The organism is Psychroserpens mesophilus, from assembly GCF_050617655.1.
Lineage (GTDB): Bacteria > Bacteroidota > Bacteroidia > Flavobacteriales > Flavobacteriaceae > Psychroserpens > Psychroserpens mesophilus_A.
Genome location: NZ_JBODQC010000002.1, coordinates 367,502 through 380,745, shown reverse-complemented (window position 1 = coordinate 380,745; position 13,244 = coordinate 367,502). Strand labels below are relative to the sequence as shown.

Below are 13,244 nucleotides of genomic sequence, written 5' to 3'. Positions count from 1 at the left end.
TTCTATGGTTTTTGTTGCCAATGCTATGCTAAACATACTTATGGTTGTGATGTAAAGCGAGTAATGCCTTTTAATTATGCTGTTAATTCTGGTAGTTATGCTTTAACGATTTCTGATTTTGATATTAAGCAAGTTGGATTTATCAATGGTGCTACGCGTATTGAATTGACATATGGTGTGCTTGACTTTGATTTTAGTAGTTTGGATTATGAGTTGTATTTGGCGAATTTTTTAGTTTTAGACAAGAATTTCACGGGTAGTTCTGTTACGTTAGTGCCTAATACTTTACCTCTAAAAATAGGAACTAAGTTTTGTGTTTTGGATGTACGGTTTTATCAATAGGTTGATGGTGCTTTATTTTTGTTGAATGCTTCGGATGGTGTTGGTTTTAGGTTTTTTGAGGTTGTGTGTTAATTTTGCTGATTTTTTCTAAATCACTCATATTTAGATTTTTATTGTTTATTTTTTTATTATTTTCGGAAGATGAAACCAGCCAGTTTATTTATCTTCTTTTTTATGTATCTGTCTGTGTTTGACCAGTATGAAGATATGCTGCACAAGCCTTATGTTAATAGGATTGAGGGGATTAACAAACTACATGCTGAAACCAGATCACAAGGCGATTATGCTTCAGACAATTCCGGATAATTGCAATTATAAACAGAAAAAAAAGTACAAATAAGCATTGCTGAATGCTTCCGAAATTAAAAAGTACACAAAAGAGTTAGAACAAATTATGATAGATTACAAACTCTACTTAAATCCAGATCTGTCATTAAAAGATTTAGCCTGTTATTTAGAACTTCCAAGGAATTATGTCTCTCAATTACTGAATCAAGACTTTCATAAAAACTTCTCTGAATATGTCAATTCTTATAGAGTAAAGGAATTTAAAGAGCGTATTCTTTTAGAAGAAAATAAAGGTGTTACTATTATGGCTGTTGCTTACGATAGTGATTTTAATTCTAAAACGGTCCTTAACACATTCTTCAAAAAAATAGAAGGAATAACCCTTAATTATTATTTGCAATCTCATAAGGAGAGTTAGTTCCGATTTATAATATAGAACTTTTAATTGTTTAATTAACTTCAACTTTGCTTTAAATAATAATAATTATGAAAGCAGCAATTTATACAAAATATGGTTCGCCAGAAATTATTCAGATTGTTGAAACTAAAAAACCAGCACCTCAGTTTAATGAAATTTTAGTAAACATTGAAGCCTCATCAGTTACTAGAGCAGACACTATGATGCGTCAAGGGATCCCAAGACTTGGAAGATTATTTCTTGGCGTATTTAAACCCAAAAACACAGCTTTAGGAACAGGCTTCTCAGGTATCGTTGAAGCCGTTGGATCTGATGTGAAAAAGTTCAGTATTGGTGATGCCGTTTTTGGTGAAAAGCTATTTAGTAATGGTAGTAATGCAGACTATTTGTGTATTTCTGAAGATATGATTATCGAGTTAAAACCCGATGCAATTTCTCATACTCAAGCCGCACCAGTTTGTGATGGTTTTTTAACCTCATATAATTTCTTAAAAGACATTGCAAATATTCAACAAGAACACCATATTTTAATAAATGGTGCTTCCGGAAGTTTGGGGTCTGCAGCAGTTCAACTGGCAAAGTTGATGGGAGCAAAAGTCACAGGAATTTGTAATGCTAAAAATATTGATTTTGTAAAAACATTAGGAGCAGATGACGTAATAGATTACACCAAAGTCAACTTAAATGAGTTATCATGTAAGTATGATGTGATTTATGATGCTGTTGGAAAATTATCCTATCAAACTGCTAAAAAAATAATCAGTTCTGATGGCATTTTTATGACGCCTGTATTAAGCATTCAAATACTTTGGCAAATGTTGTGGAACTCAAAACAAGTAAAGTTTGCTGCTACAGGAATGAAAAAGACCAAAGATTTAAAGCAGTTATTCAAAGATCTGGTTTATTTTTTCGGACAAAATAAATTACATACTACTATAGATCGTACCTATGGTCTATCAGATATTGCAAAAGCACATCAATATCTCGAGACTGGACGAAAAGTAGGTAATGTAGTCATCATCAATCTATAAATCATCAATCAAAAAACGAATAGTATATGTTTTTTAAATCGCAAAAAGGAAAATCAAAACTTTTAAATCTTTACAATCAAAAACTTAATGAATTATCTAAAGACTATTCTGAAACATTACTTGGAACTAAGTTTGGTAAAACCAATGTAATATGCGTTGGCGATACGAGTTTACCACCTCTGTTACTTATACATGGAACTGGTGGTTGTGCACCTCAAATTTTAGAATCGTTCCCTAATTTATCGTCAGTGTATTGCGTGTATGCAGTTGATGTACTGGCACAACCCAATAAAAGTGCTGAAAACAGACTGGATATGAAATCTTTAGAGTATGGAAAATGGCTTATAGAAATCATCATAAAACTAAGGCTCAAAGAAGTGAGCTTGGTTGGCTTTTCATTTGGTGGTTTAATTAGTTTAAAGGCATTAGAATTTAACGAAACTCCAATAAAGCAAGTTTTCTTAATTGCACCTGTTTATATCGTAAATGGCAACCCAATTCTTAATGTATGGAAAATGTTTATTCCTTTAAAAAAGTTCATAAAAACAAATAATCAAGCATACATTAAAAAAGTAATGAACGTTCTTTTTTCTGAATATGATGATTTTGCATTAACCTTCATGTCAGCTACATTTCAATATTGCAATATGGATTTTTCCCCACTGCCAGTAATTTCTAAAAATTCAGCAAAACAAATAAAAACACCAATCACTATTTTCGCTGCTGAAAAAGACATCATGTTTCCGGGTAAAAAAATGATAAGGAGAGTCAAACAACTATTTCCTTCATTAAATGAGGTTGTTTTACTAGAAGGTTCTAAACACGTTCCTAGTTTAAATAATTTTAAAGAAATAGAAGAACTAATTTATAAGAAAAGCAAATAGTCTAGAGAAAACAACCTATTGTAAAGCCTTGATTTTAATTGTACCGATTTTTTTACTCAGTATTTTGTATAAGAATGATAAAGATACTTTCTGTATCAGTAAATAGTCTAAGTTTCCTATTACTAAACTCCTAAAATGGATAATTTCCTTGTCTTTTTTTTTAAATTTGTTATATGACAAGAGATACCATAAATATTAATGATTTTATCATTTTAGTTGAAGAAGCAAAATCAGATAAAACTACTGTAGACTCTTGTTTCTTTGATGAACCTATAATAGCTGTAGCTTTTTATGGTTCTGGAAATGTAGACTTAGCTGTAAAGTATGGTAATAAGAAAAAGGAGTTTAGCTATACAAAAGGATTAGCGCTTTCATTTTATGCTGATGATAATGTAGAATTTATTCATACGGTTTCGGCTTTAAAACCATTACAGTGTTTGGTAATTGCTACATCTATAAAAGCCATTGATGCCTTACCAAATGAGGAAGGGGAATTATTTAGTGAAATGCTTAATCAGTTGGTAAATCCTTCCGATCATTATGTTGAGGGTCCTTCGTTTTTTATGACACCAGACATGCAGTCTATTGTTGATTCCTTATTTAATATTAAATATGAAGGTAAAACTAAAATGATGTTTTTTAGAAGTCAGATAACCGCTTTATTATCCCATTTTTTTGGTCAACTGGCAACATTGAAAACCGAAAAAATTAAATTCTTAGAACGCGAAAAATTAGATCTAGCAAAAAAAATACTTTTAGATAATATCGACAACCCACCTTCTTTAACTGAACTTTCCAAACTAATAGGTTTAAACACTTTTAAATTAAAACGTGATTTTAAAGAACTCTTTGGAGTGCCTGTTTTTAAGTACCTCCAAAATGAGCGCTTGACACTTGCAAATAAAATGATTAGGAATGAAGAAGCTACAGTGCAAGAAGCAGCATGGCATGTAGGTTATGACAGTCTGAGTTCTTTTTCTAATGCCTTCGAAAAAAAATTTGGCTATCGACCTAGTCAAATCAAGTAACTACTTCTTGAACAAATCATTATCCGTTTAGGACAAGTCTTTCATTTGTCTTCCACATAATTTTGTCGTGTAATTAAAACTTATAAAGGCATGAAAACACAACGCGCCATTTTATTAGGTATCTGCATTTGGACAATCGCTATACTATTTTATTCAATCTCGTATGCTATACCCATTTTAGAGAACCTCGATACTCAAGCAAATATTGTTTTGTTTGTTGTTGTAATACCACTAGTTTGGTTTGGATGTTATCTCTACTACAAAAAGGATAACAAAACCCACGGACTTAAAGTTGGTCAAATATTGTTAATCATTGCAGCTGTATTAGATGCACTGATAACAGTACCACTGTTTGTGATACCTAATGGAGGTAATTACTATAGTTTTTTTACTTCATTAGGTTACTGGATTATTGCCTTTGAATTTCTACTTGTAGCCAGTTTATACTGGTATGTATGTGTACAATCAAAACGTTCAATTCTTAAAAAATAGCATCATGGATTTAACACTTCATCATATATTGACCATTGTACTTGTCTTATTACTTGGTTTATCAGCAGGACTATGTTTTACTTGGACAAATGCAGTAACACCAGGAATAGGTCAGTTAGATGATTTAGGTTATTTGAGTGCCTTTCAACAGATGAATAGAAGCATTATTAATCCGTTTTTTATTCTTGTATTTTTCGGTCCATTTTTCTTAGGTCTTATCTATTTGTACTTGTATAAAAATGAATCGAGTTCTATCATATGGTTTTTGATTTTCGCGATTGCTATCTACTTTTTCGGAGTCTTATTAGTTACCATTGCAGGTAACGTGCCACTTAATGAAATTTTAGATAAAACGGATTTAAACAAAGCAAAAACAGAAGACTTAAAACAACTACGAGAGCGGTTTGAAGATAAATGGAACACTTTACATCTTATTAGAACTATGAGTTCTGCTATAGCATTTATACTAATTATACTAACCTTAATAATAAAGAAATAATTTAAAATCACACATTATGAAAGATAACATTTTAGTCATTGGAGGTACTGGAAAAACAGGTCGAAAAGTGGCAAGCAAATTAGAAAGTTTAGGGCATAACGTCAGAATTGGTTCTAGATCTGCATCACTAGCATTTGACTGGTATTTACCAGAAACTTGGACAAAAACACTCCAAGGTATGAATAAAGTATACATTACTTTTCAGCCAGATTTGGCAGTGCCAGGTGCATTAGAAGCTATTGAAGAATTGACAAGACTTGCTAAAAAAAGTAAAGTCAAAAAATTAGTGCTATTATCTGGAAAGGGTGAAAGAGAAGCAGAACTTTGCGAACAGGTCGTGATGCATTCGGGTTTAGATTATACGATTGTTCGCGCAAGTTGGTTCAATCAAAACTTTAGTGAGAGCTTTTTTTTAGAGCCAATATTAGAGGGGTTTGTCGCTTTACCACAAGCAGATGTCAAAGTTCCTTATGTAGATACAGAAGATATTGCTGATGTAGCTGTAGCGGCATTATTAAATGATAAGCATAATGGTAAAATTTATCAACTTACTGGACCTAGAGCATATACTTTTAAGGAAGTCATTACAGAAATATCAGAAGTTACAGGGAGAGATATTGCCTTTACACCTATAGCTTTGCCAGCTTATGTTAACGTAATGAAGCAACAAGGTGTGCCGAGTGATTTTGTCTGGTTAATTGAATATTTATTTACTGAAGTTTTGGGTAATCCTGCTAATTCTGAAATCACTAATGATATAGAATATGTATTAGGAAGACAACCAAAAGATTTTTCAGACTATGTTAAAGAAACAGCAGTAACTAGAGTTTGGAGCCCTAAGATTTTAGCCTAAAGTAAATTACATCAATCAAAAAAGAACAATATGATACATCTGATACAATTAGTAGTCCTACTTTTAATTTTTATTATTACCACATTACCTTAAACAACGATTTAACTATGCCACATTTTATAGTAGACTGTTCAAAAGAGATTATAAAACTGAAATCACCACAGGAAATCATTCAGAAAGTGTACGATTCTGCGATGGCTACAAAGTTATTTGTTCCAGAAGAAATAAAAGTAAGAATTAACCCATATCAGTATTATACTACAGGAAATACAGATGATGACTTCATCCACATTTTTGGCAATATTATGGAAGGTAGAACTATATACCAAAAAGCACAACTTTCCAGATTGATAATCACAGAATTAAAGATTATATTTCCAAATGTTCCTATTATTTCTATGAATATTAGAGATTTTGAAAAGGCAAGCTATTGTAATAAAATATTAATCAATTAATCAATCAACAATCAAAAAAATGAGAACAAATTTAAAATTAATAGCGACTATACTACTTGTTTTATTTGCCAAAAATCTTAATGCTCAAAACAACAATGAGCAAATTATTATCCATCGCATAGCAACTCAAATCGATAGCCTTTTGAGCAATTATAATAAGAACGAACCAGGCGTTGCTATTGGTCTTGTAAAGAACAATCAATTGATATACGAAAAGTACTTTGGATTGGCCAATCTTGATTATGACATACCGATTCACAAAGAGACTTCTTTTCATGTGGCTTCAGTTTCAAAACAGTTTACCGCATTCGCCATTCTTTTACTGGAAGATGAAGGAAAACTGGCTTTAGAGGATGATATTAGAATCTACCTTCCTGAGATGCATAAGTTTGACAATAAAATAACCATTAGCCATTTGTTAAATCACACAAGCGGACTAAAAGATAAGTATAACCTATTACGCCTTGCTGGTTGGACACTAGATGATGTTATTACCAATGAACAGGTATTGGGTGTTATTTTTAATCAAAAGACTTTAAATTTTAAACCTAACGAAAAGCATATGTATAGCAATGCCAACTATGCATTGTTGGCAGAAATCGTAGCTAGAATATCGAAGATGTCTTTTTCAGAATTTATGCATAAGCGCATTTTTGAACCCCTACAAATGTATGATTCTAAATTTGTAGATCAAGAAGGACAGGTTATTAAAAACAAAAGTCTTTCCTATTTCAAAGTCGATTCAAATTAAGTAGAAGATTTGTTTAATAACTTCAGTGTGGGTGCTACCAATCTTAACACGACAATTACAGATTTGAGCAAATGGGCCATTAATTATGATACAAAAAAAGTAGGTAGTGAAGTAATCTTTAATAAAATGCTAACTTTACTGCATTTGAATAATGGGGAAACCTATGGCTATGCCAATGGTTTATTTGTGAATACCTATAAAGGCTTCAAACGCTTAGAGCACAGTGGCCAAGATGCAAGTTATCAGGCCTATTTGGCTACGTTTCCAGAACTTAATTTAAGTGTCATTTTTACAAACACGAATGGTGAAATTAATGGCGCACAAATGGTTTACGATATAATGGACATTTGTTTAGAGCCTTATCTTAAAAATAAAGAATCAATTTCATCACCCAAAAAGTTATTAACCCACAAAAAACCTATTAAAAAAGGAACTGCATATTTAAAACAATTTGAGGGGTATTATTGGAATGAAGTTGATAAATACTCACGCCACATTAAAGTTGAAAACGACACCTTACAATATATAAGAAATGGCACAAATAAAACTGCGTTGATTCCTGTTGGAGAAAATGAGTTTGAAATGGCGCCAGAAGAGTATGTTTCGGTCTCGTTCAATTCCAATAAAATGATTGTAACGCTAGATGATGGATATCAAATCGTTTCGGAAAAATATAGTCCTGCAAATTACAATGCAACTACACTTGAAGAATTCACAGGACGATATTACAGTTCCGAATTAAATGCGTATTACTCGTTTTATATTAAAGATAATCAGTTAGTAGCAACACACACAAGATTAGGTGATTTCAAATTAAAAGCTATCAAAAATGATTATTTCATTGGTAATAAAGGATCTTTTCTAAAAGTGGTTTTTGTAAGAAACTCGTTTAATGATGTTATAGGATTTGAGGTATCCAGCAGCAGAGCGAAAAATGTGTCATTCATAAAAATTAAATAATGAGAGCTATCAACGTGGCTTTATTATTCTTAGTGTTTCTTTTGTTTTCTTGTAACGAAGAAACACATACAATTTATTATTGTTAGATGTGAATATTCCAACAAATACTCTTATGGTTTTTGGAGAAGGAATTATTTCGACTGATAACTATGAGTTTGACATTACATTTATTCCAAAAATGAACGAAATATATTGTACACTTAAAAAAACAGAAGATGACAACGAAATTTATACTATGAAATTAGTTGATGGAAAGTGAAATAAATTCTATCGGTAAATGGATAACATATTCATATATTACTCAAGACGAAAGCTATATGATATATGATTTTAAAAGTGACTTAGGGTTTGGTGACAGTGATTTATACATCAGTTTTAATAAAAGTGGTAAATGGGCAAAAACGAACAACTTTGGATCTAAAATAACCACAGATCAAACTGAAATGGCTACAAGCGTATCGATCGATGACTAGCATTTGTTTTTCCATAGAGGCGGAGACAATCATTGAGGTATTTATTGGGTAGAGTTTAAATCTATAAAAGAAAGTTTAATAATCAACAATAACAGCAATTAAGACACCATATATTAATTATAATTTTAATGCTAATTAAAAAATGAACTAATGGAGAAAACAATTATACTACTATTCTCAATCTTAACTTTAATTTCATGTAAATCCAGCGAGGCTATAATTACAGTAAAAAATGGCTTGATTATTGAAAATGCTAGAATTATATCTCCAGAAAATCAAACTTTATCTCTTGAAAATTATATCGTACTTGATGGAGATGAAATTATATTTATTGGTGTCGACAAACCTAATCTAAAAGGAGCATTCAAAACAACAGATGCAAAAGGAAAATACATTATTCCCGGACTTATCGATAGCCATGTTCACGTTACTGGAACTGATGCCTTATCTGACAAAGAGGAAGTAGAAAATCCTATGATTGTAAAAAGCTTTAGAAAACAACTTCCAAAAAGCTATTTGTATTTTGGTTATACCACATTAATTGATTTGGGAACTGTAAAACTGAAAGATTATCTGAGTTTAATAAAGCTAAAATTAAACCCGACTTGTATTATGTTGGTGGAGGTGCTGTCATAGGCAATGGTTACGGACTTTCAAACTGGAATGATGAAATCCCGAACTTTATTTATCAAGAAAATAAAGCCTATCCAATCCCAAAAAAATACAAAAAAGAAAACCATACACCTAAAGTTGTAGTTAAAAGAATTGCAACATCTGGTGCTATTGCTGTAAAAACATATTACGAACCAGGTTTTGATCCAACAAAAGCTCCTTTTCCAACACCTTCAAAAGCACTCATGGAAGAATTGAAACGTGAAGCTCATAAAAATAATTTAATTTTAGTAGCTCATGGCAACTCTATAGAAGCACATAAATTTTTAGGAAACGCACAAGTAGATATTATAGCTCATGGACTTTGGAATTGGGGAAATTATAGTTCAGACAGTACCAATAGGATTCCTGAAGCAATTAAAAAAACATTAGATATTGAAATTGAAAATAATGTTGGGTATATGCCAACGTTGCAAGTCATCAAAGGCTTGCGGACACTCACGAATTCAGAATTTCTAAATGATTCTGAGTTACAGCATGTACTACCAAAACAGCTAATTGATTATTATAAAGCGAATGTAGATGCAATGTATACCAATATCTTTGGTGATGCTCCTAAAACTATAATTGTTAAGAATTTTAACCGACTTTCAAATCAAGGAAAAATCAACCTAAAATATATGTATGACCATGATGGTATAATTTTATTTGGAACAGATACGCCATCTTCTCCAACATATGGAAATCCTCCTGGTTACAATGGGTATTTAGAAATGTTAGAAATGAAAAGCGCAGGAATTCCATTACATCAAATATTAGCATCTGCAACCATCGAAAATGCAAAAGCATTTAAACTAGAAAAACTGTATGGTACAGTTGAGATAGGAAAAAAGGCTAATCTCTTAATTTTAAACAAAAACCCTTTACAGGATATTACAGCATATAATGACATTTCACAAGTAGTTATTCATGGAAAGATAATTAATAGAAGCACGCTTTCAGCAAAAGAAATTGAAGAGTAACAATTTTCACTTTTATCACTAAAGCTTTTATAAACATTGATGAATAACGTTCTGTTTAAGGAAATAGGAGTTTCCAAAGTTTTATATATTTGTTCGTCATTTAATTAATTTTGAAACAAATGAGATTTTCCTTCGTCTTAACAATATATAAACCAAATTATTAAAAATTGTCAACTCCTTCTAAGTCTATAGCAGTCTTACCATTTGTTAATATGAGTAGTGATGCTGACAACGAATATTTTAGTGATGGTATTACTGAAGAAATTATAAATGCATTAACAAAAATTAAACACCTTAAAGTTATTGCGAGAACCTCATCTTTCGTCTTTAAAGGAAAAGATATTGATATTAGAGAAATTGGCAGGCAATTAAATGTAAATACAATTCTTGAAGGTAGTATAAAAAAATCTCAAGATAAGGTTAGAATTACAGCACAATTAATAGATGTAAGTGACGGTATTCATTATTGGTCCAAAAAATACGATAGAGACCTGGTAAACATTTTCGACTTAGAAGACGAAATTAGTTTAGCGATTGCAGATGAAGTTAGAAACAATTTTGGGCATTTTGAAGTGCAAGACCATTTGATAAAGCAACCAACAAATAATGTTGATGCTTATCAATTGTTTTTAAAAGGACGCTCATTACAATTAAAATGGACACCAGAAAGCATAAAAGAAGCAATTACATTTTACGACAAAGCCATTGCACTCGATATAAATTATGCCAAAGCTTATTATGCCAATTTACAATGCTATGGCTTATTGGCAATGTGGGGTTATATGCCCTATCAGGAAGCTATGGAATTAGCAATTAGTAATTTTTTGATAGCCAAAGAAATTGACACATCTTTACCAGAATATCCATTATCTTTTGTTGGAAAGTTTTTTTGGGAAGAATGGGATTTTAAAAATGCATTTATTCATATTAATAAAGTTTTAGAGATAAATCCAAATCACATAGATGGTTTAGAGGCTATGGCCGAATTGTGTATCGCTCTTGGATATTTTGACAAAGCCTTGATATTTGCTAATAAATTATTAGAAGTAGATCCGCTTTCTGCCAATAATCACTACACATTAGCTCATATTTTCTATTATAAACATCAATTTGATAAAGCCTTAGAAGCTGTAAATTATGCACTAACACTTAACCCTCAATTAGAATTAGCACATCATTTAAAATGTTTTTGTTTAATATGGCTAAACAAAAAGCAAGAGTTTACGGAGCATATTCACCATACCACGCTAAACGAAGAGAAAAAGCTATTATTTAATCTAATCAATAAAAAAGCTGTTGAGATTCCGCATCAAATCATCAATAAATGGATAGAAGATTATAAAAAGCAAACGATGCTTGTGCCCTATGACCTGTTTGTTTTAGCCAACTCTGTCCATAAAGAGCAAGGGCTTATGCGTTTAAAAGAAATGATTAACCACAGACGTGGTCAAGTTATAAACTTTCGACAAGAACCTTTTTTGCAACCCTTACATAACATTAAAGGGTTCTCAGAATTGCATCAGTCAAACTTGTTCGTTGAAGATGTCAAAGTTCCTTCAAAAGATGAAGAAAATATAGCTTCAAACATTTTGGATAATCAGCAAATAGAGACTTTAAAAAAAGAGCTACTTGCATATTTTGAAGAAGAAGAACCTTTTTTAAACCCGCAATTAAGTTTAAAATTTGTTGCTGATGTTTTAGAGTTAAATACCAATAAAATATCATATCTCATCAATAAAGTTTTTAATCTCAATTTTAATGAATTTGTGAATTCCTATCGTTTAAATCATTTTAAAACAATAGCCTTAGATTCTAAAAATTCTCACCTAACCATTCTTGGGTTAGCTTATGATAGTGGCTTTAATTCTAAAAGTGTATTTAATACATATTTTAAAAAAATAGAAGATGTGACACCTAGTGCTTGGTTAAAAGCCAATTCATAGTGATTCTTAATTAGTTCGTTTCAGATTATAATTCAGTACGATTGCTTTGTTAATCTAATGAATCTTTGTACCAAAATTAATAATCAAAAAAAGAACCGTTATGACAACTTTAAACAAACTATCAGTAGTATTTATACTATCAATTATTGGATTTTTTACATCATGCTCTAATGAGGACGAGGCTAGTTTACCAACAAATAATTACACAAACGTTGAAAATTTATTAAATGAAGTTGATTTTCAAGGCTATGCCATTGTCACTAAAAACGGCAACGATTTAGTACGCCACGGTTTTGGATTGGCAAATGAAAGCACTGAATTACCACAAGATGACAATCTTGCTTATCGCATTGGTTCAGTAAGTAAAACACTTACGGCAGCGGCAATTGTACAATTAAAACGCGATGGTTTAATTAGCAGTTTTAACCAAACATTGAATGAATTTGATACTGAATTTCCCAATGGCAGTCAAATTACCATTGCACAGCTATTATCGCATCAATCTGGTATTCCAGATTATCAATTTGTAGTTGAAGATGCCTATGAACAAGGTGAAACCTTGGATGAAATAGATATTTATGAAGTTATTAAAGAAATGATTTCAGAAAACGGTCTCAATTTTATACCAGATTCTAATAAACAATATAGCAATTCAAATTTTCTTATCGCAGCTTTATTAATTCAAGAACTATCTCAAATGTCTTACCACGAGTACATTCAACAAAACATCTTTCTTCTATTAGGAATGGCTGATACCTATAAAGGTAACAATAGTATTGATATCAATACGCACGCTCAAGGCTATTTAAATGGAACCTCAAATAGCACGTATCCTATGGCCATTCCTTTTGGTGTTGGAGACTTTAGTAGTACCCCAAACGATATGGAAACGTGGACCAATGCGGTAAGAATTAATTGGTTTACAGAGGCAGAAAAAGCCGAAATATTTGCTCAAGATGTCCCAAGTGGATTTACTGATTTTGGTTTGGGTTGGTTCACCACACAAGAACTTAACACCACACTATATTGGCACGGTGGAGATATTAATGGCTATTGGAGTATGATTGGTTTTATACCAGAACACAATGCAACTATCATACTATTAAGCAATCAACAGGATGATACAGGTTTGCAACGAAATACTATTATCCAACAACTATTAACAAACGAGTTTAATTAAAATAAAATTCTAA

At 31.5% G+C, this 13,244-nt stretch carries 18 protein-coding genes; all 18 read left to right on the top strand.

Annotated elements, in window-relative coordinates; all coding sequences use genetic code 11:
- Positions 1-63 precede the first annotated feature (63 nt).
- The 18 genes from ACRHNM_RS06030 (at position 64) to ACRHNM_RS05945 (ending at position 13,231) form a co-directional block, all read left to right on the top strand.
- Positions 64-342: a hypothetical protein gene (locus ACRHNM_RS06030; RefSeq protein ID WP_431134701.1), complete on the top strand. Its 279-nt coding sequence runs from the start codon at positions 64-66 to the stop codon at positions 340-342.
- Positions 343-483: 141 nt separating this feature from the next.
- On the top strand, positions 484-648 hold the full coding sequence (locus ACRHNM_RS06025) for a hypothetical protein (protein ID WP_431134699.1): 165 nt from the start codon (positions 484-486) through the stop codon (positions 646-648).
- Positions 649-736: 88 nt separating this feature from the next.
- On the top strand, positions 737-1,048 hold the full coding sequence (locus tag ACRHNM_RS06020; RefSeq protein WP_431134697.1) for a helix-turn-helix domain-containing protein: 312 nt from the start codon (positions 737-739) through the stop codon (positions 1,046-1,048).
- 68 nt (positions 1,049-1,116) lie between these two features.
- Positions 1,117-2,079, top strand: a complete 963-nt coding sequence (locus tag ACRHNM_RS06015; RefSeq protein ID WP_431134695.1) for an NAD(P)-dependent alcohol dehydrogenase — start codon at positions 1,117-1,119, stop codon at positions 2,077-2,079.
- 26 nt (positions 2,080-2,105) lie between these two features.
- A complete protein-coding gene (locus ACRHNM_RS06010) occupies positions 2,106-2,963 on the top strand; it encodes an alpha/beta fold hydrolase (protein WP_431134694.1) in 858 nt (285 codons plus the stop codon).
- 173 nt (positions 2,964-3,136) lie between these two features.
- Entirely contained in the window at positions 3,137-3,991 is an 855-nt protein-coding gene (locus tag ACRHNM_RS06005; protein ID WP_431134692.1) for a helix-turn-helix domain-containing protein, read from the top strand.
- Positions 3,992-4,081: 90 nt separating this feature from the next.
- On the top strand, positions 4,082-4,483 hold the full coding sequence (locus ACRHNM_RS06000; RefSeq protein WP_431134690.1) for a DUF5367 family protein: 402 nt from the start codon (positions 4,082-4,084) through the stop codon (positions 4,481-4,483).
- Positions 4,484-4,487: 4 nt separating this feature from the next.
- A complete protein-coding gene (locus ACRHNM_RS05995; RefSeq protein WP_431134688.1) occupies positions 4,488-4,982 on the top strand; it encodes a DUF1772 domain-containing protein in 495 nt (164 codons plus the stop codon).
- 16 nt (positions 4,983-4,998) lie between these two features.
- Entirely contained in the window at positions 4,999-5,835 is an 837-nt protein-coding gene (locus ACRHNM_RS05990; protein ID WP_431134686.1) for an NmrA family NAD(P)-binding protein, read from the top strand.
- 107 nt (positions 5,836-5,942) lie between these two features.
- A complete protein-coding gene (locus ACRHNM_RS05985) occupies positions 5,943-6,290 on the top strand; it encodes a 5-carboxymethyl-2-hydroxymuconate Delta-isomerase (RefSeq protein ID WP_431134684.1) in 348 nt (115 codons plus the stop codon).
- A gap of 19 nt (positions 6,291-6,309) precedes the next feature.
- The gene (locus ACRHNM_RS05980; protein WP_431134682.1) at positions 6,310-7,041 is read left to right on the top strand and encodes a serine hydrolase domain-containing protein; all 732 of its coding nucleotides are present in this window, start codon (positions 6,310-6,312) and stop codon (positions 7,039-7,041) included.
- A gap of 9 nt (positions 7,042-7,050) precedes the next feature.
- Complete coding sequence (locus tag ACRHNM_RS05975) at positions 7,051-8,001, top strand: hypothetical protein (RefSeq protein WP_431134680.1); 951 nt, start codon at positions 7,051-7,053, stop codon at positions 7,999-8,001.
- Between the two features lie 88 nt (positions 8,002-8,089).
- A complete protein-coding gene (locus ACRHNM_RS05970) occupies positions 8,090-8,260 on the top strand; it encodes a hypothetical protein (protein WP_431134678.1) in 171 nt (56 codons plus the stop codon).
- Complete coding sequence (locus tag ACRHNM_RS05965) at positions 8,250-8,474, top strand: hypothetical protein (RefSeq protein ID WP_431134676.1); 225 nt, start codon at positions 8,250-8,252, stop codon at positions 8,472-8,474. Before ACRHNM_RS05970 ends, ACRHNM_RS05965 begins: the two co-directional genes overlap by 11 nt.
- A 150-nt stretch (positions 8,475-8,624) precedes the next feature.
- A complete protein-coding gene (locus ACRHNM_RS05960) occupies positions 8,625-9,110 on the top strand; it encodes a hypothetical protein (protein ID WP_431134675.1) in 486 nt (161 codons plus the stop codon).
- The gene (locus tag ACRHNM_RS05955; protein ID WP_431134673.1) at positions 9,080-10,108 is read left to right on the top strand and encodes an amidohydrolase family protein; all 1,029 of its coding nucleotides are present in this window, start codon (positions 9,080-9,082) and stop codon (positions 10,106-10,108) included. Before ACRHNM_RS05960 ends, ACRHNM_RS05955 begins: the two co-directional genes overlap by 31 nt.
- A 167-nt stretch (positions 10,109-10,275) precedes the next feature.
- On the top strand, positions 10,276-12,051 hold the full coding sequence (locus ACRHNM_RS05950; protein WP_431134671.1) for a helix-turn-helix domain-containing protein: 1,776 nt from the start codon (positions 10,276-10,278) through the stop codon (positions 12,049-12,051).
- A 100-nt stretch (positions 12,052-12,151) separates the two neighbouring features.
- Positions 12,152-13,231: a serine hydrolase domain-containing protein gene (locus tag ACRHNM_RS05945; RefSeq protein ID WP_431134669.1), complete on the top strand. Its 1,080-nt coding sequence runs from the start codon at positions 12,152-12,154 to the stop codon at positions 13,229-13,231.
- The last annotated feature ends 13 nt before the right edge of the window (positions 13,232-13,244 follow it).

Coding starts and splice junctions, on each gene's coding strand:
- ACRHNM_RS05995 (WP_431134688.1), top strand. CDS start 4,488: ATGGATTTAACACTTCATCATATATTGACCATTGTACTTGTCTTATTA.
- ACRHNM_RS05965 (WP_431134676.1), top strand. CDS start 8,250: ATGGAAAGTGAAATAAATTCTATCGGTAAATGGATAACATATTCATAT.
- ACRHNM_RS05960 (WP_431134675.1), top strand. CDS start 8,625: ATGGAGAAAACAATTATACTACTATTCTCAATCTTAACTTTAATTTCA.
- ACRHNM_RS05990 (WP_431134686.1), top strand. CDS start 4,999: ATGAAAGATAACATTTTAGTCATTGGAGGTACTGGAAAAACAGGTCGA.
- ACRHNM_RS06010 (WP_431134694.1), top strand. CDS start 2,106: ATGTTTTTTAAATCGCAAAAAGGAAAATCAAAACTTTTAAATCTTTAC.
- ACRHNM_RS05980 (WP_431134682.1), top strand. CDS start 6,310: ATGAGAACAAATTTAAAATTAATAGCGACTATACTACTTGTTTTATTT.
- ACRHNM_RS05945 (WP_431134669.1), top strand. CDS start 12,152: ATGACAACTTTAAACAAACTATCAGTAGTATTTATACTATCAATTATT.
- ACRHNM_RS06015 (WP_431134695.1), top strand. CDS start 1,117: ATGAAAGCAGCAATTTATACAAAATATGGTTCGCCAGAAATTATTCAG.
- ACRHNM_RS05985 (WP_431134684.1), top strand. CDS start 5,943: ATGCCACATTTTATAGTAGACTGTTCAAAAGAGATTATAAAACTGAAA.
- ACRHNM_RS06030 (WP_431134701.1), top strand. CDS start 64: ATGCCTTTTAATTATGCTGTTAATTCTGGTAGTTATGCTTTAACGATT.
- ACRHNM_RS06005 (WP_431134692.1), top strand. CDS start 3,137: ATGACAAGAGATACCATAAATATTAATGATTTTATCATTTTAGTTGAA.
- ACRHNM_RS06020 (WP_431134697.1), top strand. CDS start 737: ATGATAGATTACAAACTCTACTTAAATCCAGATCTGTCATTAAAAGAT.
- ACRHNM_RS06025 (WP_431134699.1), top strand. CDS start 484: ATGAAACCAGCCAGTTTATTTATCTTCTTTTTTATGTATCTGTCTGTG.
- ACRHNM_RS06000 (WP_431134690.1), top strand. CDS start 4,082: ATGAAAACACAACGCGCCATTTTATTAGGTATCTGCATTTGGACAATC.